Source organism: Streptomyces sp. NPDC031379, assembly GCF_055569615.1.
This window is the reverse complement of the sequence record NZ_JBVIIT010000009.1, coordinates 207,563-234,278: the sequence shown is the minus strand read 5'-3', so window position 1 is coordinate 234,278 and position 26,716 is coordinate 207,563. Positions and strand designations below refer to the sequence as shown.

The following is a 26,716-nucleotide window of genomic DNA, read 5'->3' as shown; positions in this document are numbered from 1 at the left end:
CCTCTCTTGTTCCCGCGTACATACCACTCGGCAGCTGCCGGTGCACGGTGGAGAAGTGGACCGATGAAAGTTCGTTCGGTACTCGATGGCCTCGCCTCCGAGAACGACCTCCTCGGAGACGCCCGGGTCTGCGTCGCGGTGCTGGACGGACCGGTGGATCTGTCCCATCCGTGCTTCGCGGGTGCGCGTCTGACGAGAATCGAGACGCTCGTCCAGGAGGAAGCCGGCCAGGGGCTGATGTCGCTGCACGGCAGCCATGTCGCCAGTCTGCTGTTCGGCCGGCGGGGCAGTCCGGTGAGTGGCATGGTCCCGGGCTGTCGCGGGCTGATAGTGCCGATCTTCCGGGACACCTCGGAGGGACGTATCCCTCAGCTGGACCTGGCCCGTGCGATCGAGCAGGCCGTTGAGCACGGCGCGCATGTCATCAACATCAGCGGTGGTCAGCGCACGACCGACGGACAGTCCGAGGGCATGCTCGAACGGGCGCTCAAGCTCTGTGACGACAGAGGCGTCCTGGTGGTGGCGGCGGTCGGGAACGACGGATGCGACTGCCTCCAGGTCCCGGCGGCAACCCCGTCCGTTCTCGCCGTGGGCGCGTCGGGAACCGATGGAGAGCCCCTGGAGATGAACAACTGGGGTGCGATGTACCGCAGCAACGGTGTCATCGCCCCGGGACAGGACATCGAGGGAGCCGCCCCGGGCGGCGGTGTCAAGGCGCTGACGGGGAGCAGCTTCGCCACCCCGGCGGTCGCCGGCACCGCCGCCCTGCTGATAGCGGCTCAGCTACGGCAGGGGCGCCGGCCTGATCCCAAGGCGGCAGGCCAGGCCATCCTCGCCACTGCGCAAGCCTCTGCCTGCGTCCCGGAGGACGCACCCCGCTGCCGCCGCTATCTCGTCGGCCGGCTGGACGCGCCACGGGCCTACGAGCAGATCACCGGCGGCAAGGCGGGTGCCGCGCCCGCAGTCCCGGACAACGAATCGCGAGCCGCCTCGGCGCGGCCTCAGGAACCGGTACCGGCCGCTCACCACCAGCACGACGGTCAGGGTGAAGACGACGTACGCGAGGGAGCCTACGCAATGGAAACGAACCACCCGAACTCGGTTTCACCGCAGGACAGCGCCCTGGTGGGCCAGGGTGCGAGCCCCGCCGCGAGCACACCGCCCGGCTTCGCAGCGGGCGGCGAGGCCGCGCCGCCCGCCGTAGCCCCCGCCTGTGGCTGCGGCTGCGGCGGCGCGGGAGCCGGGGCGGGGGCGCAGGCGGGGGCGGTAGCGGGCGGCGAAGCCCAGAGTCGGCAGACGGCAGCGGCCGCGCCCACCGGCACCGGCGGTGACGGAGGATGGGGCACAGCGACCGGGACCATACCGGCGCCCGAACACGAGGCGGCCGGCGCGATTCCCGCATCGTCCGGCGCCGGCGTGGCTGCCGCGTGTGCGCCGCCACCGGCCCCTGGGACGCCTGCGGCCTACGCACCGGCACCCGCCACGGGGATGCCTGCCGCCTACGCACCGGCACCCGCCACGGGGATGCCTGCCGCCTACGCACCGGCACCCGCCACGGGGGCGCCCACCGCCTACGCGCCGCCACCCCCCACGGGAATGGCTGCCGCCTGCGCCCCGCCGCCCGTGAGCGCCCCGCCGCCCGTGAGCGCCCCGCTGCCCTTGGTCTATGCGATCGGGAGGATCAACTTCGACTTCGGAACCGAGGCGCGCCGCGACAGCTTCCGTCAGCTGATGGGGTTCGACGTCCTGCCGGAACCGGACAGTGAGGGCAGGCCGATCTACCGGGAGGCGAACCCGTACGACCCGCGTCAGATGCGCGACTATCTCTCCGCCAATCCGTGGGCTTCCGACAAGCTCATCTGGACCCTGGAGATCGACCGCACCCCGATCTACGCGCTGGAGGCCGAGACCCCCTTCGGGATGGACTGGGGCGGGCCGATCAAGGCACCCGAGCCGAGTCGTTCCTCGTCGTCGTACGGTGAGCCGGAGAGCCTCACCGACAGTTACTACCCGCCCGTGTCCCGGGTCTACAGGATGTTCCGTGACGCGATCTGGGGACAGGTCGGCGAGGAACCCGTGAAGGCGCCCGACGAGCCGGATCAACCGCAGGGCCGGACTGCCGCGCAGAAGGGCGGAGGGGACACCGGGGGGCCGCGGCGGGACTACATCTCCCGGGTGTCGGTCCCCGGGGTACTGACCGGGGAGACCGTCAGGCTCTTCTCCGGTCAACGCGTCCCGAAGGTCCGTGTCGACGCGCGAGGAGTGTTCCTCTGGAACGAGACCGAGCTGGTCAAGGCCGTGCTCAGGGCGATCCACGACCATAACCATGATCACCCGGAGATGATCCTGCCCGATGAGGACGTGGAGATGACCGTCCGCGTGTTCATCGACAAGGTCTACCACGCGTTCCGGAACCTGGGGCAGACCTCCGCCGACCGCGCGCTCAACTACGCCGGGACCAATGCGTACAACGTCGGCAAGGAGATCGCGAACGGGCTGTTGTCCTCCACGTACGTGCCCGCGCCCGCCGAGGCCAGGAACCACCTCTACACACTGGACACCATCACCGTCAGGAAGAGCGCCTTCGAGCGCATGGGATCGGACTGCCAGGACGTGATCGTCAGCTTCATGGACCCGGAGAACGACCGGCGGGCACGCGTCTCGTACCTGTTCCCCGTCGACGTCAACGAAGCGATCCCGATCACGCTCGGACCGGTCCACCGCTTCCTCGGTGACTTCTGAACGGTCCGGCAGCCACCAGAACCGAGGTCCGCCATGACAGACAGGAAACCGTCCCCGACGCTGCCACTCCAAGCCCCGCCGATCCTGCGCACGGAAGGAAGGGATCCTGCCGTGCGGGCATCTGGCCAGGGTGTCGAGGCAGCTGCCAAATGCAGTCAACTCACCGGCGCAGCACGTCAGATGTGCCTCGCCTCACGCGGCGTCTACATCTGACCGAGGTGACAAGACGCCCTTTGGTACCCGCGAAAGGAAAGAACCATGTGGGAACGCACCGAGCAGAACGAGCAGGACAAGCGCGCCAGGCCGCCCGCCTCGCCGGCGATGCCGCAGCAGGCCCCGCCGGTCAACCGCACCCGCACCACGGCCCCCAACCCTGAAGAGGGCTCCGGCGTCGAGGCGAACGGCCTCCTGCGGATGATTCTCGGCATCTGATCTCCCCACACCGTCCTGACGGATGAGACGGCCGCCCGGCCGGCCTCGCCGAAACGGAAAGGAGAACCACCATGTTCGAACGGACCGAGCAGAACAAGCACGACGAGCGCGCCAGGCCGCCTGCTTCGCTGGCGATGCCACAGCAGGCCCCGCCGGTCAACCGCACGCGCACCACGGCCCCGGACCGCGAGGACGGCTCCGGCGTCGAGGCCAGCTTCGATCTGGGAGGCTTCCTGAAGAACGTGCTCATCTGACACCGCCTGTCAGGCCGCGCCGGGCCGTCCGGGTTCGCACCGGCCACCGGCGCGGCGCCCCTGAGCGTCCCGTGCGGGCAGCGGGACAAGAAGGTGACCCCCCATGGAACTCAACCTGCCGGTTCAGGGAGTGATCGACCGCCGCGATCAGCTGGTGCCATTCACCGTGCGCACGGCATTCAAGGACGTCGACGACACTCCGAGCGTGATGGAGCACCAAGTAGGCGGTGCGCATGGGCACGATCCCAATGATCCGAGCCCCTGGTTCTGCGGGCCCGCACTGGGCTTCGGTTGCGAACCGGCACCCGGTGCCGACTGAGCCGGCCTCCCGGAAACCTCTGACGGAGGAAAGATGAACAACGACCACTGCGCACGAGAACTGCCCCGTCCTGCGCCTGTCGTGCTGCTGCTGCCGCAGCAGGCACCCGCGGTCGACCGTACGTCGGCCCCAGCGCAGCGCCACGACGACACCGCCGGCGTCGAGGCCGACTTCCTGCCCCTGATCGGGGTGCTGAGTCGCCTGCTCGTGTGAGGCGCTGCCCCTGGATGACGCCCGGCCGCGCGACGCGGTCGGGCGCCCCTCTTACACAAAGCCCCTGCTTGCCGAGGAAGGGGAGAACGATGGCTTACGCGGGAATCGACCGGCTCGCATATCCGGGCAACGCGTTCTTGGAAGGTCTCATGACGAACACCAACCTTCTGTGGACCGGCTTCTACCTCGCGCCCGCCCCCTCGCAGGGAAACACCAGCTGGATGGCCCACCGGGAGCACCTGCGGACGATGGGCCCGGGCTGGGGAATAGCACCGATCTTCGTGGGGCAGCAGCATCCCTCCGGGCCGGGTTCCCACATCCTGACCGCGGCCCAGGGCAGACAGGACGCCCTGCTCGCCGCGGAGCTGGCCGATACGGCCGGATTCTCGTCGGGGACGGAGGCGGACCTGCCTGGAACGCCGAGGATCTACCTCGACGTCGAGATCGGAGGGAACCTTCCGGCGAACTTCGTCACGTACGTCAACGCCTGGTGCGAGGTCGTGCGTTCGGATCAGACGGCCTATCTGCCGGCGGTGTACTGCTCCTTCAAGGACACCGCGGCGCAGCTTCTGGCGGCCAACTCCGATCTGGTCGTCTGGGCGTTCAACATCAACCAGTTTCTGCACCATCACGACCAGGCGCTGGTGGGGCCCGGCGAGTTTCGTGTGCCCGAGCCCACGCAGTCGGGATTCGCCGAGGCCATGGCGTGGCAGTGGATCCAGGGTTTCGCCTCGATCACCACGACGCTGCCCGACGGCACCACCAAGACGGTGGCCAGCTGGGACCTGGACTCGTCGGACGCCCCGGATCCGTCCCATCCGGCCCGCGAGTGGGACGACGACGCGGGCACCTGGGTCACGTGACGCGTCGCCCCTCACCTCGACGGCGATAGATCGATGGCCCGGTCGACATCCCCGGGCCGAAGCACGCGCAGGATTCCTTCGAGCAGGTGGTGGTCGGCGCAGGGCAGCGAGACCTCGATCCCGTCCTCGGCCGGACGGTTGCGAATGCAGCGAGCCATGACCGCCTCGGCGCGGGGCCGGCGCCGGAGCCGTGGCGGCACGTGATGCCCGTGAACACCAGCACGCCGTGCACCGTCCTGGAGCGGTTCCCCGCCGGAAGCCCCGGCGGTTGAGGCCGCGAGGCCGGGCGGTCGTCGGTGTCGGACCGAACGAGTATGTGGCGGACTCGCCTTGGGGAGACTCAGCCGCATGCAGGTCTTGAGCAATGACGAACTTCTCCGCGAGGAGGCGACGTGGTTACGGGACGCCGCTGCGCGGAGCCGCTGGTATGCGCAAGCCTTCCCCGAACTCGGTGACAGCGAGCGCCGCAAGGTCCAGCTGTCTGTGCTCCATGCCTGGATCCGTATGCGTTACCCGCTCAACTTGCAGTTCGTGACCAACTACGCCGCCACCGTTGTCACGGCGGTGGGTATGGCGGCGGCCTCCGTCCTCGCCGGCGTGGTAGCCGCACCGTTCGCAGCGGGCACCGACGGTTCCGCCGACGCACCCTGGTGGCTCTTCACCACGGCGACCTGGGCCGCCGTCTGTCTCAGTGCTCTCGTCGTCACCCGGAACGACATGCGCGAGATCGTCTCTGTCTTCGGTGGAATCGGCCTCCGAGGCACGATCTGGCGCGTCGCGCATCCGCAGGTTGCCTACTGGTTCGTCCCGGGGATGGTGCTTGCCACTGCTGTCGTCGCTGTTGTGGCTTCCTGGCTGACGATCGACACGGCCGTATCCGTCCCGCCGGGCCAGCAGTTGATCGTTGCTGCCGCAGGCCTGTTCGGTGTGATCCTTGGCTTACAGGTGAACCGTTGGATCAGCACGGTTGAAGGGCTTCTCAACCGCAGGTATCAGCAACCTGATCGACCTCGTCCCCTCGACGCTGTGCTGGTTGAACTCATGGCGGCCACATCGGTGTGCTTCCAGGGGCGGGCTCGCTGGTGGGATCCGCGGAACATCAAGGTGGTCAGGACCCAACTTGCCGTGGCAACCGCAGCCGCCCACGACACGGCGACCTTTCGACGCAGAACCTCGATCACCGAAGTCGCGGCAAGACGTCAGGCAAGGCGGTTCCATGCGGCTTTGGCAGAACTCGTCCGACGCCACGACCGCGCGATCACTCAGGTGCGCACAGCACAGGAGTACGACGCGGTCACGGCCTCGCTGCGCATGGGTGTCCTGGCCCTCGCGACGGGCGATCTGGAGGCTCTCATGCAACACAGTGCTGCTGAGCCACCGGCATCCCGGGCCGCCCGGCTCGTGCGCCGCACCGGCTCCAGCCTCGTCCTGGTGGGCTTCGCCCTGGTCATTCCGCTGCTGCCCGGGGTGGACAGCGCCACCGGCGCAGGTGTGCGCGTGCTCCTACTCATGACAGCCGCACTGGCCCTCACCCCGGCCAGTGACAGTGCCGCCGGCTCCGTCCGATCCGCCCTCGAACGATCCCTGTTCGCCAAGGGGACGCACTGACCATCCTGACCATCCCGGGAGGGCCCAGCACACAAGGGCCTGCCGGGCGGCCACCACCGGGCCGCAGCGGCCACCCGCACGTGCCGGTGGCCGAAGGCGCAGGAATCTTCTGGCGGTCGGCCTCGCCGATCGGTTCGGTTCACGGGAGCGCGTTGGCTGACCGTGACGGGCCGTGACCTGGATGGCGGGGAGCCAACCGGACAGGAGCCTGTCCGGTCGGCTTCCGTGTGACGTGATGGCCGGGGTCCCGTGGGTTCCTCGGAGGAGCCGGCCGTCAGGGCCGTCCCGGTTGGTGTGTTCAGGCGGCGTCCGGGCATGGCGGTGGCGGGCGCCCGCGGGCACTGCCTCGGGACCACCGTCCGGAGGCTTGTGAGGGCGGTCTTCACAGGCGCAGCAGGCGCTCGGCGTTCTTGTGGGCGATCCTGTGCTTGGCCTCCAGGGAGAGGTTGGCCCGTTCGAAGAAGGGCAGGACGCCCTCATGGCTCACGAAGGGGTAGTCGACCGCGAAGACGATGCGCTCGATCCCGACTGTCTCCAGGCAGTACTGCAGTTGCGCCTGGTTGAAGAAGCCGCTGGGGGCGATGTGGACGTTCTGCCGGAAGTAGTCGCTGAAGGAGCGCTGGAGTCCGGTGGCGCGTTGTGGGAGGGCCTCGTCGATGCGCTCCAGGTAGAAGGGGATCATCTCGCCCCAGTGGCCGAGGATGAACTGGAGGCCGGGGTAGCGGTCCAGGATCCCGGAGAGAACCAGGTGCAGGAAGTGCACCGCGGTCTCCTGGTGCCAGCCCCAGGCGCTGGTCTGAAAGCGCGTGGCGACCGCGGGCGACAGGCCGCCCAGATAGTTGCTCTCCGTGACCTCGCGCGGCGGTAGGCCCGGATGCAGGAAGATCGGTACGTCGAGGGCGGCGGCCTTGGCCAGGATCGGGTCGAAACGCGGCACGTCGAGGAACTCCCCGTCGGTGCGGCCGAAGATCATGGTCCCGACGAAGCCCAACTCGCTGACGCATCGGTCCAATTCGGCGACGGCGGCCTCGGGGGCGGTGGTCGGCAGGGAGGCGAAGGCGGCGAAGCGGTCGGGGTAGGACCGTACCGCGGCGGCGGACTTGTCGTTGGCGGCACGGACGAGGTCGGGGGCCACGTCCGCCGGCACCTGCTGAGCGCCGACGCACGAGAGCACCTGCACGGTGACGCCGCCCGCGTCCATGTCGGCGATCCGCTTCTCGGCCAGATCCATCAGCACCTCGACGGGGGGCGAGTAGGGCAGGCCGCCCGCCGGGTCGTACGCGGTCCCGAAGTCGGGGCTCAGCACGTTCGCGGCGGGCGCGGCCGCTCTGCTGACGGCCGGGTCGACGAAGTGTTCCTCAAGAGCGATGATCTTCATTCGGTTGCGCCTTTCGTTGTCGCTGGGGCCGTGGGTACTCGCCACGGCCCGCGTAGCACGACCTGTTCACCGCGCGGCACAGGTCAGCGCGCCGGTCGCCCGTGGCTTCCGGCGCTCGATTCCCTTGCTCATGCCGTACTCCGTTCCTCTTCGCTGAAGTGCCGAGATCACTGCCGTGTTGCGGTGTCGCGACTCGGATGGCGGACGGTCACGACCGCGCTGCCACGATCCCGGGAGGCTTCGGCGTAGTCGGGTGGCGTCCGGTTCGTGCTCGAGTGAGGCCGACTTCGACGAGAACAAGACGGCTCGCCGTGGACGCCGTGGACGCCGTGCCCGCCGCGGTTTGGGAAACCGCCACCCGCCTCCGTCTCAGCCCTTACTTCACCTATCGATATTCGATATATTCCTATCGCAACTCGATGGAAGGATGGGCCGTGGGAAAGCTGGCAGTGCGTGCGCTGCGCGCCGTGCTCGTGGTGGTGCTCGCCGGCACCGTGTTCGTACAGGCATTGATGGTGTGGGCGTTGGTCAGCGGAAGCGACCCGGAGGACGGGTCGCTCCCGCTCACCCCGTTGCGCGTGATCACGATCCTGGGCATGGTGTCGGCCCAGGTCGCCCTGGTCTGCGTAGGGCGACTGGTGACGATGGTGCGACGCGGAACCGTGTTCTCCCACGCCGCCTTCCGGTACGTGGACGGGATCATCGGCGCGATCGTGGCGGCATCCCTCGTGTGGTTCACGGTCACGGCCATCAACGCGCCGGGCCAGCGGGACGACCCGGGCGTCACCGTCATCATGGGCGGGGTCGGCGTGGCCATCCTCGGGGTCGCACTCATCGTGCTCGTGCTGCGGACGCTGCTCGCCCAGGCCGTCGCACGCGACGTCGAAGCGGCGCAGATGCAGGCCGAGTTGGACGAGGTGATCTGATGCCGATCGCCGTCGACATCGACGTGATGCTGGCCAGGCGCAAGATGTCCGTGGGCGAACTCGCGGACCGCGTAGGGATCACGCCCGCCAACCTGGCGGTACTGAAGAACGGCCGCGCCAAGGCGGTGCGCTTCGCGACGCTCGCCGCGCTCTGCGAGGTGCTCGAGTGCCAGCCCGGCGACCTGCTGCGCTGGGAGGCCGAGGACGCCGCGGGCGGATGACGTGCCCCGGATCCGCCGACCCGGTGGGGCCGGCGGAATCCGTCACGGGCGAGGAGGTCGGCGCACGCCTGCCCGAAGCTGTTGGGCTCATCGAGGCGAGCGGAGCCCATGGACGCCGACGAGCAGTCGACAGGGCCGGGATGCTCCAACCCCGGGGCAGGGGCGACCAGGTGGCTGGATGCCGACATCATCGCGACCGCGACCGGGTTGAACATGTCGCCGTTCGGGAAGGTCGGGCTGAGTGTCGACAGGCACGGGGTGAACGCGGCGGACACGACGGCGTACCAGGCGATGATGCTCTCCGGTGTGCCCGACCTCGTGTTCGCGCTGGGCTACACGAACCTGTCCTGGACGCTCAAGGTCGACCTGGTCTGCGAGCACTTCTGCAGGCTGCTCGACCACATGGACGCCCACGACTACAGCGCCGTCGAACCGGTGCTGGACGACGCGGAGATGAGCCGGGTGCCATACATGGATCTGAGCGCGGGCTACGTCCACCGGGGGATCACGAAGTCCCCGAGGGCCGGTACGAGCGGCCCGTGGACAGTGGAGATGGCCTACGAGAAGGATGTCGAGCGGCTGTGTGCGGGCCCGGTCGAGGACAGCGCCCTGAAGTTCACCGCTCGCGTGCCGGCGATGCCCAAGCCCGGGCCGGAGACAGCATGATGAGGAAGGACATCACCCTCCCCAGCCACGGCATCAGCTGTGCCGCCTGGCACGTGCCGGCCACCACCGACGCCCTGGCCGGTCGCGCCGGCCGGCCCGGCGTCGTCATGGCGCACGGCTTCTGCGGCACCCGCGACAGTGGCCTGCTGAACCACGCCGAGCCCTTCGCGGACGCCGGTATCGACGTGTTCGCCTTCGACTACCGCGGCTTCGGCGACTCCGGCGGTACGCCCCGCCAGGACGTCTCGGTGAGGCGCCAGCGGCTGGACTGCCACACCGCCCTCACGGCCGCCCGGCGCCTGCCCGGCGTCGATCCGAGCCGGATCGCGCTGTGGGGCGTGTCGTACGAGGGCGGTCACGCCCGCGCAGCTGCAGATCTGTGCGTCCTTCGCGGACCCTGCCTCGCGACGAAGTGTGCGCTGGGCCCCCGCGGCGCTGAAGGTCGGCCTGAACCGGCCTACCACCTTCGTCTCCCGCCTGACGCGCCCGATCCTGCTCCAGGTCGGCACCGACGACCGCATCGCGCCGCCCGGCGCCGCGCGTCGGACCGCCAGGAAGGCGGGGGCGGAGCTGCGCGAGTACCCGTCGGCCATCTGGACGTCCACGCGGCAGCAGCGGGCGCCGGCGGACCAGCTCCCCTTCCTCACCCGCGCCCTCGATCCCGCGCTTTCACCCCGGCTCCGGGGGCGGCACCGGGCTCCCCGGCCCTGGCAGACCACGTTTCACGACACCTCTACTTCCTATAAAAGGGGTTGGAATTGAGCACCTACGACTACGTCATCGTCGGCGCCGGATCCGCGGGCTGCGTCCTCGCGGCACGCCTGTCGGAGGACCCCGCGGTCCGGGTGGCGCTGATCGAGGCCGGCGGGCCCGACACCGCGCAGGAGATCCACGTCCCGGCCGCGTTCCCGCAGCTGTTCAAGTCGGCCCTCGACTGGGACCTCGACACGGAACCGGAGCCGGGGATCGGCAACCGGCGGACCTACCTGCCCCGGGGCAAGGTGTTCGGCGGGTGCAGCTCGATCAACGCGATGATCTACATCCGCGGCAGCCGCGCCGACTACGACGGCTGGGCCGCGACCGGGGCCGAGGGCTGGTCGTACGACGAGGTCCTGCCGTACTTCAAGCGTGCCGAGGACAACGAGCGCGGCGCGGACGCCTTCCACGGCGTGGGCGGGCCGCTGACGGTCAGCGACGGCCGGTCGGAGCATCCGCTGGCCTCGGCGTTCGTGCAGGCCGCGGTGCAGGCCGGGCACAAGGCGAACGACGACTTCAACGGCGACACGCAGTTCGGCGTGGGCCGCTACCAGCTCACCCAGCGCGGCGGTCTGCGCTGCAGCACCGCCGTGGCCTATCTGCACCCGGCCCTGGAGCGGCCGAACCTGACCGTGCTGTCCTCGGCCCTCGCCCACCGTGTGGTCATCGAGGGCGGCCGGGCCACCGGTGTGGAGGTGGAGCGGGGCGGCACCGTGGAGGTGGTGCGCGCCGAGCGCGAGGTGATCCTGTCTGCGGGCGCCTACGAGTCCCCGAAGCTGCTGATGCTGTCCGGGATCGGCCCGGGGACCGTCCTGTCCGCCTTCGGTATCGACGTCGTACGCGATCTGCCGGTCGGGCAGGGCCTTCAGGACCACTACATGACGCTGCTGAACTTCCGCGCCGACGCCGAGTCACTGATCAGTGCGGCGAGCCCGGAGAACGCCGCGTTGCTGCAGAGCGAGGGACGCGGCCACCTGACCTCCAACATCGGGGAGGCCGGCGGATTCTTCCGCAGCCGGGACGGACTGGATGCCCCGGACCTGCAGTTCCACGCCGCTCCCGTGCTCTTCCACCAGGGCGGGCTCGGCGCCGTCACCGGGCACGGCTTCGCGTTCGGCCCGTGCGTGCTCGCCCCGACCAGCCGTGGCGCGGTGACCCTGCGCTCCCCGCGCCCCGACGCCGCGCCCCGGATCGTGCACAACTACCTCACGACGGCCCAGGACCGGGACGCCATCGTCGCCGGCATCCGGCTCGCGCTGGAGATCGCCGAGCAGCGGGCGGTGACCGACATCGTCACCGGCACGTTCGACGTGCCGGCATCGGATTCCGACGCGGACCTCCTGGCCTGGGCGCAGCGGTCCGGGCAGACGCTGTACCACCCGACGTCGACGTGTGCCATCGGCGAGGTGGTCGACCCCGCGCTGCGTGTGTTCGACGTGGCGGGCCTGCGGGTCGTCGACGCCTCGGTGTTCCCGGCGGTGCCGCGCGGCAACACCAACGCGCCCACGATCATGGCCGCGGAGAAGGCGGCCGACCTGATCACGGGGGCGGGGCGATAACGAGTCCCGCACTGGCGGCCGACCGTGCCCGGTCGGCCGACCGGGGCCGTCGACGACCTGGTTCGCGGCGAGGCCGCCTGAGCTGCCTGCGGTCTGACGCGGCGGCGTGAACCGCTGGAGCAGGTGGGTGCGGCCACCGCCGCGCAGGCCGAGGAGTGGGTGCGCGCGGCCGTGGCGTACAAGCGCTTGCCCTGGCGGAAGGCCGCAGCCCCGTCGACGGGTTCTCCCGTAGGCCGGGCACCCGGCGGACGCGTCGCGGTCCGCGTCCCGCCGCACAGCGTCTGGGACCAGCTGCTGGTGTCAGGTGGTGATGGTGGCGACGGGTTCGAGACCGTAGGTTCGCGCGTAGCCGTTCTCGGTGCCGACGAGAAGGTCGATGACCTCGAAGTAGCGGTCCCAGAACGGGGTTTCGCGCAGTGCGTCGATGAGGCGCTGGTAGGTGTGGTGGTCTTCGGCTTCCCACACCCAGACGTCGGTGACGCGCGCGGAGTAGAACTCGGTGTCGTAGAAGCGTGACCGGACTCCGGTGGTCCTGGCCTCGATGGCCGGCAGGACCTGGGTGGTGAAGGCGTCCACGCGTTCCTGGACGGTCAGGGCGAGCCACTCGGGTGTGGTCTTGACCAGCATGAACGCCGTGACCGGCGGTTCGGTCCTTTCAGCGGGCATCAGGGTGCCTCCAGGGTGGCAGGTGGGTTTGGTTCGCCGAGCTGCTTGTGTTGCGGCGCCGGGTGCCGGACTTCAGGAGAGGACGGCGGGCTTGAGGGTCCGGGCGCACCACTGCTCGAAGCCGGTGGGGGAGGTGGTGTCCGCAGTGCGGGCGATGCCTGCGTCGAGGCCCTCGTCCTTGGCCCGCTTCATGTCGACGATGCCCTGGACGAACGCCTCGTTGAGGCCGTGGCCGACGAGGGTGGTGAACAGCTCGTCGAGCGGCTGGCGTTCGTAGCGGACGGGGCGACCGAGCTGTTCGGTCATGATGCGGGCCAGGTCGTTGGGGGACAGGTCCTGCGGCCCGAGGACCGGGACGCTGTCGGTGCCGGTCCACGAGCGGTTCAGCAGCAGGCCGGCGGCGGTGGCAGCGATGTCGGCGGCAGCGACCGAGGGGGCCTTGCGGTCGGCGTCGACGGAGTCGGTGAAGACGCCCTTCTCGCGGATCGAGTCGGCTTCCTCGAGAAGGTTCTCGAAGAAGGACGGGCAGGCCAGCGCCCGGTAGGCGACGCCGGTGCCGGCGATGAGGTCGTCCATGGCGAGGGAGGCGGTGACGAGGCCGGCCCGGTCGGCGAGCGGGGTGCCGCGGCCGAGCGCGGAGACGCCGACGACATGGTCGACGCTGTGGGCGGCGAGCGCCTCGAGGGCGGGGAGGGTGAAACCGCACCCCCGACACACGGCCGACGGCGCCCACCGCTGGCTCCGCGACGCCGTCCGCCGGACTCTCCGCACACCGACAGCGGGTTCTGAGATCACCGCGGCGGACGCCGTCGACTCCGAGTAGCCCGAGTAGTACGACACCGCCGAGAAGGCCGACCAGGGGCCCTCACACGTCGTCGCCGCCGAACAGCGTCAGCAGCAATGCCCACAGCGCCTTACTGATGACGCCCGCCCATACTGCACGGCCGAATTGCTGTGGCTTGGACGACGTCCGGTCCGTGGATGACTTGCGCGGCCGCGGCCGAGGACTCCGCCTGCGAGCCCCGTGCCAGTGAGGCGTACCAGGAGCGTACCGACGTGCACCCGGGAGGAAACCTGTCGCCGACTTGGTAGGAACGCACAATCTCGCCGGATGAGGGATAGCCAGGGGGGACTCACCCCGTCGTAGCGGTCGTAGAGAAGGGGAGGGCCGATGGAGGCCTCGAGTCACGATGAGTACCGGGAATTCGTAGCCATGCGCTCCACCGCGCTGCTGCGGCTCGCGGTGCTGCTCACTGGCGGGGACCGGCACGCTGCGGAGGATCTGCTGCAGATCGCCCTGATGAAGGCTTATGGGCGTTGGGCGCGCATCGAACAGCCCGAGGCGTATGTCCGCCAGATCATGTACCGCCAACAGGTCAACCGTTGGCGGCGGCGCAGACACCGCGCCGAGATCACGGTGCCGGTGCTGCCCGAGTCCGACGAGGAGGCGGGCGCCGGGGCGGACCTGGAGCTGCGGATCGCGTTGTGGGCGGCGCTCGGCCGTCTGTCGAAGCGCCAGCGCGCCGTGGTCGTACTGCGCTACTTCGAGGACCTGCCGGAGGCCGAGGTCGCGACGCTGCTGGGCTGTCCGATCGGCACGGTGCGCAGCACGGCACACCGGTCGCTGGCGAAGCTCCGGGCGCTCGTACCGGAACTGGAACCCGAAGGGCCTGTGGAAAAGGTGCTGCCGCTCAGCTACACGTCGAAGGAGATGCAGGCATGACGACAGAGCAGGTGGAGCAGAAGGTCCGGGAGACGTTGCGCGCGGTCGCCCTGGACGGGGTACGGGCGCCGGGTGACCTGGCGCAGCAGGTGGTACGGCGGCGCAGTCGGCGTCGTTTCTCGCAGGCCGCGGGGGCTGCGGTGGCCGTCGCCGCGATCGCTGCGGGGGCGATGCTCGGCCTTGGGGGCGGCGGTGTGGCCGATCAGGGCCGGCCCGTACGGCCGGCGGCGTCGCCGGTGGGCTGGAACCCGTGGGAGAGCGGCGTGGCGGGGGTCAGCGAGCGGGGCTGTCTGGTGGACGGTGCCGCACTGTATTGCAGCGGGTCGGAGTACGACGTTGCGAAGTTCGACGCCAACACCGGCAAGCGGCTGTGGACCGTCAAGGTCAATCGCGAAGGCGACGGGAACGACCGCCCGTTCGCCGTGCGCGACGGTGTGGTCTACGCCTACCGCAACCACACCGCGAAAAACCTGCCGAACGGGGACTACGCCGGCGGCACCGATCTGATGGCGGTGGACACCGACACCGGCAAGCGGCTGTGGGCGGTCGAGATGCCGCAGGACGACCGCACCGGCCAGGCCGCCATGCTCATCGACGGCGCGGTATGGGCGAACACCCCGTCCCTGCGTACGATGTCGGCCCTAGATCCGCTGACCGGTGAGGAGAAGTGGCACCACACCTGGGCCAAGGGCGTCGTGTGTCAGCGGGCCGTGCTGAGCGGTGCGCCCTTCCTTCTGTGCACGCAGGACACCGAGGAGGTGCACGACACCGACGTCCTGCGTCTCGATCCCGCCACCGGAAGGGTCCACCAGGTCACGACCCTTCCCGGGAGGCAGCAGCTGGTCGGGACCTCGGGTGACCGGATGGTCCTGGCCGGAGCCGAGGATGCGGCCGGCGACGACTTTCAGCTGACCTCCGTCACCGGCTCCGGGAAGCGGACTTCACTGCCCGGGCACGTCAAGGGGCACGTGGCCAACTGGGCTGTCGTCGGTGATCGTCTGATCTCCGTGTCCTGGGAGGGCAAGGCCTCCGCCTACTCGCTGACCACCGGAAGGACTTTGTGGACCGGCCCGGTGGGCGTCACGATGCCCGACAAGGACTCGATGGCGTCCCTCGCGTCTCCCGTGGCGTCGGCGAGGCAGGGGATCGTGTACTTCCTCAGCCCGGCCGGGGACCTGTCCGGCCTTGACCTGCGCACGGGTAAGCAGGTCTGGAACGGTCACGTCGACACCGGCAAGCCGAAACCCGGTTTCACGGACGCCCCCCAACTCCTGCTCTACGAGGATGTGCTGATCGCCCGGAACGGCAGCAAGATCATTTCCCTCCTACCGCGGATCGGCAACTGACGCGAGGGACGCCAGGCTGCGCGCCGGGATCTGTCCTCTTCGGTAGTGGCGGCGGGCGATGGCCTGGTGCTGTCCGCGCCAGAGGGATCGGTTCAGCGCGTGGGTGACTGGTCCCGAGGCGGGGTGCGGGGCGGGGCAGGAGAGTGTCCAGGAGTCGGCGGATCCCTGCCACCGTGAAGCGGATGGTGCCGGTATCTCCCGCCGTTTGCCGTAGGTGACCTGCGCACCCAGGGCGCCTGCGGCCCCTACGGCTGATGGAGAGGGACTTTCCCGCGGCCGCGCGCTCAGCGCCGACGACATCGGACCGATCAGTGCGATCGGGCCGTTCGGTCCAGGCGGACGACGACGATGGCGATGTCGTCGTTGGCGCCGCTGGCAAGGTGGAGGCGGGCGAGGAGGGCGTCGGCGAGGTGTTCCGCGCCGAACTCGGTGCAGGTGGCGAGCGTGGAGGTCAGGCGGGTGAGGCCGACGTCGATGTCCTCACCGCGGCGTTCGATCAGGCCGTCGGTGTAGAGGATGAGGGTGTCGCCGGGGGTGTAGGCCGCGTTGGCCTGGGGGCGGGGGACGTGTTCGGGGCGGGCGCCCAGCGGTGGGTCGGTGGCCTGGTCGAGCAGGTCGCAGGTGCCGTCCGGGTGCAGCAGGACGGGCGGGGGGTGGCCGGCGCTGCTGTAGATGAGTAGTTGGCTGTGGCAGTCGACGAGGACCTGGACGGCGGTGGCGGCCAGGGCTCCCTCGACCGAGCGGGCGTACAGCCCCAGGACCTCCAGTGCTTGGGCGGGGCCGTGGACGGTGCGGGTGGCGGCGCTCAGTGCGCTGCGGAGCCGGCCCATGACGGTGGCGGCCATCAGGCCGTGGCCGACCACGTCGCCGACCGCGACGGTGAAGCGGTCTGCGGGCAGGTCGACCGCGTCGTACCAGTCGCCGCACACGTTCAGTGAGCCGGTCGCGGGCAGGTAGCGCACGGCGATGTCCGGGTGCCGGACCAGGTCCGGGGAGTGGAGCATGGCTTCTTGGAGGGCGACGGCGATGCGCCGTTCACGGGCGTGGGCCTGCCGCAGTTCCTCGTTCAGCTGCTGCAGTTGCCGTGCCCGGGCGTACAGCTCGGCTTCCATGGCCGCTTCCCGGCCGGGGCTGACCGACGGCATGTGCGCCGCGCGGCGGGCGCGGACGACGTCGGTCATGTCCTCGGACCGGTGGATGATCCAGGCGACCTTTCCGTCCGGGCCGAGGACGGGCACGTTGATCGCGGTCCACCACCGCTCCTTGAACACCTCAGGGTTGCCGGCGACCGGGATGTCGTACTTCTGCAAAGCCATGTGATCGGTCTGGCCGGAGGCCAGGACATGGTGCAGTGAGGCTTTCAGCGTGGCCACCCCGTCTGCCTCCGGGTCGGCGGGGTTGTCCGGGAAGGTGTCGAAGAGGTACTGCCCGAGCAGCTCGGCCGGGCTCCGTCCGGTCACCTCGGAGAAGGCCGGGTTGGCGTCGACGATCACCAGGTCCGTGCCGAGCACCAGGCACGGGCTCGGAAGGGCTGCGAACACCCTTGTGTAGTCGATCTTCGGTGTCACACGCATTCCCTGCCAGTCGCTCGATCCTCAATCTACGAAAGGTCTGGCTCCCGCGCCCGCCGAGTTCGCTCGGGGGCAGCGAATGACACCCCCGCGCAGCGCACTGAGGAGGCGAGGAGACGGATCAAGGGCGGCGTCGCCCGGCGTCTGGGCGTACCGGCCGCGGAGGCACGGAGGCGGTCGATGGCTGACCCGGCCGCGCGTGTCCGCCGGGCCGGCCGTAACCTGCCGCCATGACAGAGATCCAGGCCGCAACCCCCCGTGAAGCCTTCGAGCTGCTGCTGGCCGGCAACCAGCGGTTCATCGCGGGTGCCCCGGAGCACCCGAACCAGGACGCCACCCGCCGCACCGAGGTCGCTCCGTCCCAGCGCCCGTTCGCCGTGCTGTTCGGGTGCTCAGACTCCCGGCTGGCCGCCGAGATCATCTTCGATCGCGGCCTGGGCGATCTCTTCGTGGTGCGCACCGCCGGCCACGTCATGGGCCCGGAAGTGATCGGCAGCATCGAGTACGGCGTCGACGTGCTGGACTGCCCCCTGGTCGTGGTCCTCGGCCACGACTCGTGCGGCGCGGTCGGCGCGGCGTGCGCCGTGCTGGAGGACGGCATGACGCCCGCCGGCTACATCCGGGACGTCGTCGAGCGCGTCACTCCCAGCGTGCTCGCGGCGAAGGCCGCCGGACGCGTGAGCGCCGACGAGATCCTCGCGGAGCACATAGGGCACACCGTCGACCTGCTGCTGGACCGCTCCCGACTCCTGGCCGAGCGCGTCGCCGCCGGGCAGGCCGCTGTGGTGGGCCTGTGCTACAGCCTGGCCGACGGGACCACACGCCTCGTCGCGGCCCGTGGCCTGGACATGCCCGTCGCCTCGGCCCTGTAGGGATCAGAGGCAGGGTCCTGCGGATCGGGCACGAGGTCGCCCACCGAGGCGCCGCATCCGGTGGGCGCCCCGGCAGGCACACCGAACGGCGTCGGTGCCGGTCACGCCGAGGGCCGGGGCCCCGCGGCACGACGGAGCCAGTGGGTGCCGGTCACGCCGAAGGCCGGGCCCCGCAGCACAACGGAGCCGATCGGCACCCGTCACACCGAGAACCGGGACCCGCAGCACAACGGAGCCGATCCGCACCCGTCACACCGAGAACCGGGACCCGCAGCACAACGGAGCCGATCGGTGCCGGTCACGCCGAGGGCCGGGGCCCCGCGGCACGGCGGAGCCGGTTGGTGATCGCGAGTCCCAGGCCCTCCTCCGCCGGCAGAGACGCGACGATGAGGTCGCACCCCCGCTGGTCGAGTTCGCGCAGGAATCCATACAGCCCGCGCGCGTAGGCGGCCATCGAAGCGGGGACCGCCACCACGGCGTGGGCCTGCACCGACGCTTCGGCGAAGGCGGGGGGAAGAATCACGCCCACCTGGTGCCCCAGCTCCTGCGCGAGTTCCGCTTCGGCGACGACCTTCTCCGGCTCGACGAGGACGACCCGCGCCCGCGGCGCGTAGTGCGACGGATGCTGGCCCGGCACCCGAACGCGGCTCGTCGAGTGCACCGCCAGCGGGCACCCCAGCACTGCCTCGAGATCCTCGCGCGTCACCCCGCCGGGCCGCAGGACACTCGGGATCTCGCCCGTGACGTCGACGATGGTCGACTCGACGCCGACTTGGCAGGGGCCACCGTCCAGCACGAGGTCGACGGCATCACCGAGTTCCGCACGGACGTGATCCGCCGTTGTCGGGCTGACCGAGCCGAAGCGGTTGGCGGACGGGGCCGTGACACCGCCGCCGAAGGCCGACAGCAGCGCGAGGGCGAGAGGGTGGTCGGGCACGCGCACGGCCACCGTCTGAAGGCCACCCGTCGCTTCGAGAGGCACCCGGCGACCGCGCCGCAGGACCAGCGTGAGCGGCCCCGGCCAGAAGCGTTCGGCCAGCAGGCGCGCCGTCGCCGGCACCTCCTCGACCCAGTCGCCCAGCAGCTCCGCGCCGCCGATGTGGACGATCAGCGGATGGGAGGGCGGGCGCCCCTTGACCTGGAAGATGCGGGCGACAGCGGCGGGATCCTCGGCGTTGGCGCCCAGACCGTAGACGGTCTCGGTCGGGAAGGCCACCAGGCCTCCGGCGCGCAGGGCACCGGCCGCCTTCTCGATATCACTGGTTCTTGCCATCACCCTGGCAATCTTCTCACCGTTCCGCTCTCACCCATTCCGTGGTCTCGTCGGCGCACCCGGCGAAGGTGCGGGATCAGTCCAGGTCGTCCCACGTCCAGGGGGCAGCGGCGCTTCCGTCGGGTTCTCGCCCGTAGGTGAACTTCCCCCGCTGGTCGTTGATCTTCACGAACTGGTGGGGAAGTCCCGCGGCAGGAAGCAGTTCGGCCAAGTGGATGACCTGTTTGACCAGCTCGGTACTCGGCTGCAACTGCCGCAGACTCGTCAGCAGCGTGCTGAAGGCGTCGGAACTGCTGGGATCGTCGGTCCAGTCGACCGGATCGACCGGCCCGGTCCTTCGCTGCAATTGCCGCAGAGCGTCCAGCATGGGAAAGAAGTCATCGGGATAGCCGGATGGGTCGGCGTATGTGGATGTTTGTTCGGCCGGGGTGGTGTGATGCCGTCGATCCGTTGGCTCGTCCGGCATCGTGGACACGGCGTCGAGGACGAAGTCCGGCACATCCGCTCCGGCCTCCCGCAGCATCTCAGCCAGCATCTGGGCTACCGCGGCCGTAGTGATCGAGTGGTCACGGAGGGCGGGGCCGGCGGCTACGGCACGGCAGACCAGGGTGTTTACGTGTTCGTACGCCTCGGCCTCCCGCAGTATCACCAGCAGCGCGGCCACTGCTGCCAGGTTGTCCACGGCGACATGGCTGGCGGGGGCACGGCCCAGCAGGGCGGTGACCGGTCCATCCGCGCCGATCTTCCGCAACGTGTACAGGAGCCAGGCGACAGCGAACGGGCTGCCGAGGGAGATGTGGGTCGCAGTCCATTGGGCGGGGCGGTCGTCTGTGGGATGGAGGGCGTGGAGATTCTCGATCAGGGTGACCGCAGCATGGGGGTTGCCGTGGGCGACGGCATGTTTGTGGAGTTGGGCGGCGTCGCGGTAGAGCCCGCGGTCCCAGGCGGAGTCCCCCAGTGCGTTGAGGTCGGCGGGGTGGGCGTAGGCGGCGGCTGCGGTCCAGAAGTCGACGGGGGGAATCCGGTTGCCGCGGTGACGGCGACCGTGCTGGTCGAGGTAGTCGGCCAGCCGGTACACCGGCCCGTGATCGGCCCGGCCGAGGAGCGCCACAGAGGGGCTGGTGGCGGCGCTGGTCCGGCGACGCTGGTTGCGGGGTGCTTCGGTCTTGACGGGGACGAGGATGCCGGGGATTCCCTTGCACTCGATGGCGGCGTACTCCAAGGCCTGTTGCAGCCAGTCGTCGCAGGTCCGGTCCCACTCCAAGTCGGTGAGGTAGCCGGGAGCGGCTTCGGCCAGAAGCGCCAGTGGCAGCCGTGGTCCTGCGCCGAGGCGCCGGGCGTCCATGGCGGCATGGATCAGGGCCCTGGTCGCAGGTGGGGCCTCCTGGTAGCGGTCCAGCAGGGCCGGCACCCCGGCCAGATACTGAGTGATCTCTCCATCGTGGGCGTGTTCGGCGGCTTCCCCGAGTCGCGGATCGCGGTCGGCTGTGTCGGTCAGCGCGGCCAGGTCGGCGCCGGTGAAGGCATCCGGCACTCGGATCTTGTGCCCGTCCAGCAGTTCGCGCGCATCGGCGTACCGGTCCGAGGGTGTGCGGGTGGTCAGGGTGCACCAGTGCTCCGGCCACAACGTGGCGAGTACGAGCACCGGGCCTTGCTCCGCCGTGCGCAGTAGGTTCCGCAGGCCTGCAGCGACGTGTTCGCCGAGCTGGTCCGGTGCCAAATAGAACTGGGCCTCGTTCAGCCACACCACTGTGTACGGGGCGATGTCCGCCAGTTCGGCCAGGGCGGCGTCGGGGCGGGTGGGGTGGATGGGGTGCCACAGCCGCCATGGTCGGTCTCGCTCACGCAGCAGGTTGAGCGCTTCCCAGCAGGCCCGGGTCTTGCCGGTGGAGGAGCCACCCACCAGCACCGCTATCTGGCTGGAACCGGCAGCGGCCCGCTCCACCACCTTGGCCAGTTGCCGGTCGTGCAGCCGCGGCACGTATCGCGGGAGGACCGGCAAACCGGCGACCGGGGAGTCGATCGCGTGGTGTACCTCCAGGTGGAACGGGTCGGTCACCTCGCTCAGCAGACGCCCCGGCCGCATCCGCTCCAGCACCGCCCGGCCCTGCGTGGCCTCTACCGCGGCGCGTGTGCCGTCCGCGCGTCGGCGAGCCTCGGCTTGGTAGACGCGCTGCCACCGCTGCGCATCCAGCAGTGTGGCGACGATCGGGTCATCGGCCAGCCCGGCACGCTTGGCCTGCGCCCGCACGGCCCGCAGCAGCGCCACCAGCTGGTCGATCTGCTGGGGGAACTGGCCTTCGTGCAGCCACTTTCCGATGGTGGTCGGGCTGACACGGGCTGCCTCGGCCAACCTGCGGTTCGACGGCAGTTGCCGCAAACGGTCGTTGCGGAACGCGACCAGCTCGGCGACCAGCGTGGCGTATTCAGATTCCGGTTCCGTCGTCACCGCGCCCTCCGTTCCGGACTCGGCCGTCCATGGGTGTCCACCCAGCCCCTGGACACCACGGGTGGACGCACAGCCTGCCGCCTTGCGAACCCTAGCCCCGAACTGCCCCGTCCGGCCCGGTGCTTCCCCTCTACGACCGTTCTCCTGGCGGACAGTGCCCTGGACAGCCAGCGTCGCACTCATCCCGGCCGGCCCGCCCCGGGCCGACCTCTACTACGGGGAGTTCATGTGATGAGCCCGCTGCAGATCCTGTCCTTGCTGCTCGCCCTGTCCACCGCCCTCAACATCGCGGTGATCGCGGGCCTGCTCGCCCACCGATCCGGTACCGGCATCCCCCACGCGATCCTCACTGGTGCGGGCGCCGCGGCCACCGGCCTCGGCATCTATTTCGCAGCCGTCGCCGCCTACAAGTGACGGTTCCCGAAGGGCGCAGTACCGAAGCCCCGGCACAGGGAGTGCCGGGCTTTCCGGGACGGCTCCTGCCTAGGCTTTGCAGGCGAGCAGGTGAACCTCCTGGAACTGCCGTCGGTCGGTGGGCTGGGGCTCGCGAACCATCCGGGCCACCTCGGCCAACCCGGACTTGCGCAGCATCGCGGCGAGGTGATCCGGCGACCACCGATAGGCCGGCGCGACTGCGTGATCGAAGACCTGCGTCGGATGAGACGGATCATCGCTGGCCGAAAAGCCGACCAGGAGGTGGCCGCCGGACGCCAGCACACGGTGGAACTCCGCCAAGATGGCGGGGAGTTCCTGCGGCGGAGTGTGGATGATGGACCAACGGGAGAGTGCGCCGCCCAGCACGCCGTCAGCGATGTTCAACGCGGCCATCGAGCCCACGTCGAACCGCAGATCCGGATAGGTCTGTCGAGCCAACTTGATCATCTCAGGAGAGGCGTCGACGCCGAACGCCACCAGCCCCAACTCGTCCAGGTAGGAAGTGACATGGCCAGGTCCACATCCCAGGTCCGCGACCTGACCCTCGCCCCTCGCGCTCACCACCTCGGCGAAGGCACTCAAGATCGCGCGGTCCAGGGGCCTGTCACGCAGCTCGCCGCGGAACAGCTGCGCATACACGGGGGCAGCAGCGTCGTAGGCCTCGGAGGTGGCACTCGAGGCATCGTGTTCGACCATGCCCGCGACAGTAGTTCCTGGCGCTGACAAGAGATTGCCGGTCGTTGAGAGCTGCGGCCCAACCCGTCGTCTTCTGTGGTCCTTGACGGGTGCTCAGTACCGCTGCGCCGACAGCGAGGACGGCGACCACGTCGACGACCCCTCCGAGGACGCCCTCACGGGTTCTGCGCCCGGCGGGGACTTGGCACCCCGGCCGCCCCGAGTGATCAAGCCCCAGCGTGTGCACGAACGCGGGTGCCCTCGGTGCTCGCCCTCGATCCAGCCAGGGGGGCGAGCAGGAGATTGGGGTCAGAGGCCGTCGAGTACGCGGCGCTGGGTATGTAGGCGACGTGCCCGCGCACCGCGACCGAGGTCGGGTTCTGCAGTCCGTCGGCGCCGGTGAACACGGTCGAGGAGGTGCCGTCACGCTCGATGCGCACGACCTCGTTGGGGCCGTCGAGCGCGGCCAGGATCTCGTCGCCCCGTCCGGTGAAGGCGAAGTCGTCGATACCGGCCAGGCCCGTCGCCTCGGTCCGGGCCGCTCCGGATCGGCCTCCCGGGCCGAACGGGATGCGCAGCACGGTGCCACGGTCGAGGTTGGTCGCCCACAGCGCATCCTGGTGGATCTTCAGGCCGTTGACGCCGAGGAAGCCGGTCGAGGCGAGTTCGGGTGCGGCGGACCAGGGGGTGGCGACGCCGCCCGAGGTGGGTGCGGTGTAGATCCTCCCCAGTGCGGAGTCGGCCATGTAGAGCCTGTCGCGGTGTTCGTCCAGTGCCAGCCCGTTGGGCAGGCTGTCGGCGGGGAGTGCCGCTATGCGGTGCGGAGTGCCCCCGGGCCGCAGCCGCCACAGACCGGTCAGGTCTGCGGTGCCGCTCGCGTAGAGGAAGTACAGCGTGCCGTCGTGGGCCCGGACGACACCCGAGGTGAGGGCGAAGCCGAGCACCGGAGTGTGGACACCGCCATCGGCCGGCGCAGGCAGCGTGGCGAGGATTCGGGTCACGCCCCGCGCGCTGACGGTGGCCACCTGGCGGGCGGCCGCGAAGGTCACGATGGCCGTGCCATCGGGCTCCAGGGCGATGTTCTCCGGCGTCTGGCCCTGCGACAGGTCGAAGTGCGCGGTGACACGGGGCTTCGTGGTCGGTCCCGTTGCCGCCGAAGCGGTCTCCTGGCTGAGCGTGGTCATCGCGGTCGTCGCCGCGAGTGTGACGGCACAGGCGAGTACAGCCAGCTTGTTTCTCATGCCCTTTGCTTCCTTCGTGACGGTCCCAGACTCACACATGTCACGTGTGAGCCTTCCGTGAATTCACTATAATGACCATACACTCAATATATGAAGCGTGCACCGAAAGACGATGGGTACGATTCCTCCATGGGGCAGCGCACGTACACCTCCCGGCTCCGTGCCCAGAGGGCAGAGGAGACCCGCAGGGCGATCGTCGCGACAGCGCGCGACCTCTTCGCCGAGCGGGGGTACGCCCGGGTAAGCGTCGCCACGGTCGCCGCGGAGGCGGGGGTCGCGCTGAACACGGTGTACTCCAGCGTCGGTGGCAAGCCCGCCCTGATCCTGGCCATGGCCGAGAACAGCGCCGACGACGAGCAGGCGGACCTCACCCGGCAGCAGATCATGGCGACCGACGACGGCCGCGAGATCCTGCGACTGACAGCCGTGGGCACCCGCGTGGTGATCGAACGGCACGCCAAGACGCTCAGGGTGCTGATGGACGCCCGCAACTCCGACGCCGACGTGGCCAAGGCCGCCGTCTACGCGATGGGGCGCTACCGAGGTCTCCTGGACGTCATCGCCGACCGGCTCTTCGATCTCGGCGAAGTACGTGCCGAAGTAACCCGCGACCAGGCACGGGACATTCTGTGGTTCTACTTCGGCGCTTCCGCGTGGAGCACCGTACAAGAACTGGGCTGGACCTACGCGGAGGCGGCTGTGTGGTTCGAAGCCCAGGCAGCGGCAGCGATCCTGACACTCCCCCACACGGTCTCGACCTCCTGAAACGGTTCTGTCGTCCCTGAGCGAACAGATCGGATGCGCGGCGCGACGGCCTGGCGGCGGCCGCGGGACTGGACCGAAGTCGGCGGTCTGGCCCCGCCTTCACGCAGCGGTGCTGCCTGTGCGGTGGCGGTCGGCCTTCGTGGGCGCCGAGCGAGTGCATCAGGCGTCCGCCGTGCCGGCAACGTCACTATGAGGACACCGCCATCGACAGGCGGGTGACTCACTCCTGCGGGCGCGGGCGTGCCGCTCCTCCCCGGCACGTCTCTGTCAGTGGCGGCACGTCCATGTCAGCGGCGGCGGACTGGTCGTCGGCGCGGCCTGGTGATCGGCGTGGCCTGGTGGTCGCGTGTCCGGATGCCGGGCCGGTGGCGGAGGGGCGCGGGACGGATACGGTCCGATGTGTGTTGCCCGCGGCGGGTGGGACAACGTGGTCGTTTCTGTACCAGGTGGCCCCGCCTACCGGCTGCATGCCGCTGATCTGACGGGATGGTGGCGGTGGTGGCTGCCCTTGATCGCCGGAAGAGCGTGCGGCCGGACGGTGAGGTGCTGCTGGATGAGGTGGCACAGGAGCAGCTGGCCGGCTGGTGCCGGGGGCCGGCGGCGTATCGGGGCGGGCGTCGGGCGTTGCCGTCGTGGACCGCGGGGCCGGGCGCGCCGGTCGTCCGGGGAGGGGACGGGCAGGGGTGGGCGCGGTGGCGGATGGGTGCGCTGGGGTGGGGGCCGGTGGCGTTCGGGTGCCGGCTGTCACGGCCCGACGCGGCGGGGGGCGAGGGACGGTTGTGGTTGTTCGGGCCGTTGCCCCGGTGGAGACGGCTGTATGTACCGCAGGGCAGGTGGCCGCTCGGCCCTCGCCACCAGCGCAGCAGTCCTTGCGCGTCTCCCGCGGGCTTGGGGCAATCCCCTCGAGCCGCGCATCCGTATCTACTTCACCGGAGGTGAACCCTCCCCGGGCGTCTCCGCGCCGGACCGGACGCGCGGGCTGGCGGCCGAGACGCTCAGAGAATTCAGCGACGAGCCGGAGCGCGCTGCGGCTGGCGCGTGTACGCAACGACCTTCCCCATCCCGCGTACATCAACGCTTTGGAGCTGGTCTGCACGGTCGGTCAAGCGTCCTTGGCCGGGCGCCTGCCCGGACCGGAAGGTCCCACGACCACAGCGGTGCCCGCCCACGGCCCGGCGCATGCGGCCTACCGAACGGCGCTGTCCGCGGGCGGTGCTGTCTCGCCTGCGGAGGCCAAAGCCGTGCTGTGGCCCGCGGCCGCAGTCCCGGCTCAGCCTGCTCCAGAACATGACCTGGAATCACCATGAACTCGATCTCCGCCACCGACATCGCCCTGAGGGGACTGGGAGCGTGCTGCGCCGTCGGCAATGTCGTCGTGCACGTTCTGCTGGTCCCTGATCACCTTGAGGAGAAGTTCTACATCGGGATGCTGTTCGCCGTGGGCAGTGCTGTCATGCTCGTCGTGGCGGTCGCTCTGGTGAGCGGGAAACGCCTCATGACCGCATGGCTGACGGGAACCGCCGTCAGCCTGGGAATGATCATCGGATTTGTGCTGTCGCGCACCGTCGGTCTGCCCGACGGCTACTACGAACCCGGCTGGGAGCCGCCGTACGGTCCGCTGTCCCTGATGGTCGAGGGGCTGTTCGTCCTTGCATTCCTCGCCTGGCTGGGAGCTTGGCAGAAGACCGGCGTCGCCACGGTGCCGTCACGCGCAACGGGCATCGAGCGGATGGAGCCCGCGCGAGCGGCGAGGAGGAAGTGAG

At 70.0% G+C, this 26,716-nt stretch carries 25 protein-coding genes and 1 pseudogene; 18 read left to right on the top strand and 8 right to left on the bottom strand.

Annotated elements, in window-relative coordinates; translation table 11 throughout:
• Nucleotides 1-63: 63 nt before the first annotated feature.
• From ACZ5CW_RS15940 to ACZ5CW_RS15910, 7 genes are all read left to right on the top strand, one after another.
• Nucleotides 64-2,742 carry a cyanobactin maturation protease PatG family protein gene (locus tag ACZ5CW_RS15940; protein WP_468601523.1) on the top strand — a complete coding sequence of 893 codons (2,679 nt, stop codon included), beginning with the start codon at nt 64-66 and terminating at the stop codon, nt 2,740-2,742.
• 258 nt (nt 2,743-3,000) lie between these two features.
• Complete coding sequence (locus ACZ5CW_RS15935) at nt 3,001-3,174, top strand: hypothetical protein (RefSeq protein ID WP_468601521.1); 174 nt, start codon at nt 3,001-3,003, stop codon at nt 3,172-3,174.
• Nucleotides 3,175-3,245: 71 nt separating this feature from the next.
• Nucleotides 3,246-3,428, top strand: coding sequence for a hypothetical protein (locus ACZ5CW_RS15930; RefSeq protein ID WP_468601519.1), 183 nt, complete (start codon nt 3,246-3,248; stop codon nt 3,426-3,428).
• 103 nt (nt 3,429-3,531) lie between these two features.
• Nucleotides 3,532-3,747 (top strand): hypothetical protein, encoded by a 216-nt coding sequence (locus tag ACZ5CW_RS15925; protein ID WP_468601517.1) that lies wholly within the window; start codon nt 3,532-3,534, stop codon nt 3,745-3,747.
• Between the two features lie 33 nt (nt 3,748-3,780).
• The gene (locus tag ACZ5CW_RS15920) at nt 3,781-3,960 is read left to right on the top strand and encodes a hypothetical protein (protein ID WP_468601515.1); all 180 of its coding nucleotides are present in this window, start codon (nt 3,781-3,783) and stop codon (nt 3,958-3,960) included.
• Between the two features lie 149 nt (nt 3,961-4,109).
• A complete protein-coding gene (locus ACZ5CW_RS15915) occupies nt 4,110-4,823 on the top strand; it encodes a glycoside hydrolase domain-containing protein (protein WP_468601513.1) in 714 nt (237 codons plus the stop codon).
• A gap of 348 nt (nt 4,824-5,171) precedes the next feature.
• The gene (locus ACZ5CW_RS15910; RefSeq protein WP_468601511.1) at nt 5,172-6,431 is read left to right on the top strand and encodes a hypothetical protein; all 1,260 of its coding nucleotides are present in this window, start codon (nt 5,172-5,174) and stop codon (nt 6,429-6,431) included.
• A gap of 382 nt (nt 6,432-6,813) precedes the next feature.
• Here ACZ5CW_RS15910 and ACZ5CW_RS15905 read toward each other — a convergent pair whose 3' ends face one another.
• Nucleotides 6,814-7,809 carry an amidohydrolase family protein gene (locus ACZ5CW_RS15905; protein ID WP_468601509.1) on the bottom strand — a complete coding sequence of 332 codons (996 nt, stop codon included), beginning with the start codon at nt 7,807-7,809 and terminating at the stop codon, nt 6,814-6,816.
• Nucleotides 7,810-8,243: 434 nt separating this feature from the next.
• On the opposite strand from ACZ5CW_RS15905, the gene ACZ5CW_RS15900 reads away from it, so the two are divergent.
• The 5 genes from ACZ5CW_RS15900 to ACZ5CW_RS15880 all read left to right on the top strand — a co-directional run bounded on the left by ACZ5CW_RS15900 (nt 8,244) and on the right by ACZ5CW_RS15880 (nt 11,937).
• Complete coding sequence (locus ACZ5CW_RS15900; protein ID WP_468601507.1) at nt 8,244-8,735, top strand: DUF2975 domain-containing protein; 492 nt, start codon at nt 8,244-8,246, stop codon at nt 8,733-8,735.
• Nucleotides 8,735-8,956, top strand: a complete 222-nt coding sequence (locus ACZ5CW_RS15895; protein WP_030724363.1) for a helix-turn-helix domain-containing protein — start codon at nt 8,735-8,737, stop codon at nt 8,954-8,956. The genes ACZ5CW_RS15900 and ACZ5CW_RS15895 overlap by 1 nt, the downstream gene beginning before the upstream one ends.
• Nucleotides 8,957-9,064: 108 nt before the next feature.
• Nucleotides 9,065-9,622, top strand: a complete 558-nt coding sequence (locus ACZ5CW_RS15890) for a hypothetical protein (protein ID WP_468601504.1) — start codon at nt 9,065-9,067, stop codon at nt 9,620-9,622.
• 414 nt (nt 9,623-10,036) lie between these two features.
• The gene (locus tag ACZ5CW_RS15885) at nt 10,037-10,384 is read left to right on the top strand and encodes a hypothetical protein (RefSeq protein ID WP_468601502.1); all 348 of its coding nucleotides are present in this window, start codon (nt 10,037-10,039) and stop codon (nt 10,382-10,384) included.
• Entirely contained in the window at nt 10,381-11,937 is a 1,557-nt protein-coding gene (locus tag ACZ5CW_RS15880) for a GMC family oxidoreductase (protein WP_468601500.1), read from the top strand. The genes ACZ5CW_RS15885 and ACZ5CW_RS15880 overlap by 4 nt, the downstream gene beginning before the upstream one ends.
• A 300-nt stretch (nt 11,938-12,237) precedes the next feature.
• On the opposite strand, the gene ACZ5CW_RS15875 is transcribed toward ACZ5CW_RS15880, so the two are convergent.
• Complete coding sequence (locus tag ACZ5CW_RS15875) at nt 12,238-12,603, bottom strand: darcynin family protein (protein ID WP_468601498.1); 366 nt, start codon at nt 12,601-12,603, stop codon at nt 12,238-12,240.
• 72 nt (nt 12,604-12,675) lie between these two features.
• Nucleotides 12,676-13,305: pseudogene (locus ACZ5CW_RS15870) on the bottom strand (Rossmann-fold NAD(P)-binding domain-containing protein); the annotation flags it as partial.
• A gap of 469 nt (nt 13,306-13,774) precedes the next feature.
• On the opposite strand from ACZ5CW_RS15870, the gene ACZ5CW_RS15865 reads away from it, so the two are divergent.
• On the top strand, nt 13,775-14,326 hold the full coding sequence (locus ACZ5CW_RS15865; protein WP_468601496.1) for a SigE family RNA polymerase sigma factor: 552 nt from the start codon (nt 13,775-13,777) through the stop codon (nt 14,324-14,326).
• Nucleotides 14,323-15,672, top strand: coding sequence for an outer membrane protein assembly factor BamB family protein (locus ACZ5CW_RS15860; RefSeq protein WP_468601494.1), 1,350 nt, complete (start codon nt 14,323-14,325; stop codon nt 15,670-15,672). Before ACZ5CW_RS15865 ends, ACZ5CW_RS15860 begins: the two co-directional genes overlap by 4 nt.
• 308 nt (nt 15,673-15,980) lie before the next feature.
• Here ACZ5CW_RS15860 and ACZ5CW_RS15855 read toward each other — a convergent pair whose 3' ends face one another.
• Entirely contained in the window at nt 15,981-17,240 is a 1,260-nt protein-coding gene (locus tag ACZ5CW_RS15855) for a PP2C family protein-serine/threonine phosphatase (RefSeq protein WP_468601492.1), read from the bottom strand.
• A 233-nt stretch (nt 17,241-17,473) separates the two neighbouring features.
• Here ACZ5CW_RS15855 and ACZ5CW_RS15850 point away from each other — a divergent pair, with 233 nt between their 5' ends.
• A complete protein-coding gene (locus tag ACZ5CW_RS15850; RefSeq protein WP_468601490.1) occupies nt 17,474-18,115 on the top strand; it encodes a carbonic anhydrase in 642 nt (213 codons plus the stop codon).
• A 298-nt stretch (nt 18,116-18,413) separates the two neighbouring features.
• Here ACZ5CW_RS15850 and ACZ5CW_RS15845 read toward each other — a convergent pair whose 3' ends face one another.
• Both ACZ5CW_RS15845 and ACZ5CW_RS15840 read right to left on the bottom strand, forming a co-directional pair.
• Nucleotides 18,414-19,388, bottom strand: a complete 975-nt coding sequence (locus tag ACZ5CW_RS15845; protein ID WP_468601488.1) for an L-threonylcarbamoyladenylate synthase — start codon at nt 19,386-19,388, stop codon at nt 18,414-18,416.
• Nucleotides 19,389-19,464: 76 nt separating this feature from the next.
• On the bottom strand, nt 19,465-21,837 hold the full coding sequence (locus tag ACZ5CW_RS15840; protein ID WP_468601486.1) for a hypothetical protein: 2,373 nt from the start codon (nt 21,835-21,837) through the stop codon (nt 19,465-19,467).
• Nucleotides 21,838-22,068: 231 nt separating this feature from the next.
• Here ACZ5CW_RS15840 and ACZ5CW_RS15835 point away from each other — a divergent pair, with 231 nt between their 5' ends.
• Nucleotides 22,069-22,251, top strand: coding sequence for a hypothetical protein (locus ACZ5CW_RS15835; RefSeq protein ID WP_468601484.1), 183 nt, complete (start codon nt 22,069-22,071; stop codon nt 22,249-22,251).
• A 69-nt stretch (nt 22,252-22,320) separates the two neighbouring features.
• On the opposite strand, the gene ACZ5CW_RS15830 is transcribed toward ACZ5CW_RS15835, so the two are convergent.
• Nucleotides 22,321-22,968 carry a class I SAM-dependent methyltransferase gene (locus ACZ5CW_RS15830; RefSeq protein ID WP_468601482.1) on the bottom strand — a complete coding sequence of 216 codons (648 nt, stop codon included), beginning with the start codon at nt 22,966-22,968 and terminating at the stop codon, nt 22,321-22,323.
• A gap of 206 nt (nt 22,969-23,174) precedes the next feature.
• Complete coding sequence (locus tag ACZ5CW_RS15825) at nt 23,175-24,188, bottom strand: SMP-30/gluconolactonase/LRE family protein (protein WP_468601480.1); 1,014 nt, start codon at nt 24,186-24,188, stop codon at nt 23,175-23,177.
• Between the two features lie 129 nt (nt 24,189-24,317).
• On the opposite strand from ACZ5CW_RS15825, the gene ACZ5CW_RS15820 reads away from it, so the two are divergent.
• A complete protein-coding gene (locus ACZ5CW_RS15820) occupies nt 24,318-24,953 on the top strand; it encodes a TetR/AcrR family transcriptional regulator (protein ID WP_468601478.1) in 636 nt (211 codons plus the stop codon).
• Between the two features lie 1,303 nt (nt 24,954-26,256).
• Nucleotides 26,257-26,715, top strand: a complete 459-nt coding sequence (locus ACZ5CW_RS15815; RefSeq protein WP_468601606.1) for a hypothetical protein — start codon at nt 26,257-26,259, stop codon at nt 26,713-26,715.
• The last annotated feature ends 1 nt before the right edge of the window (nt 26,716 follow it).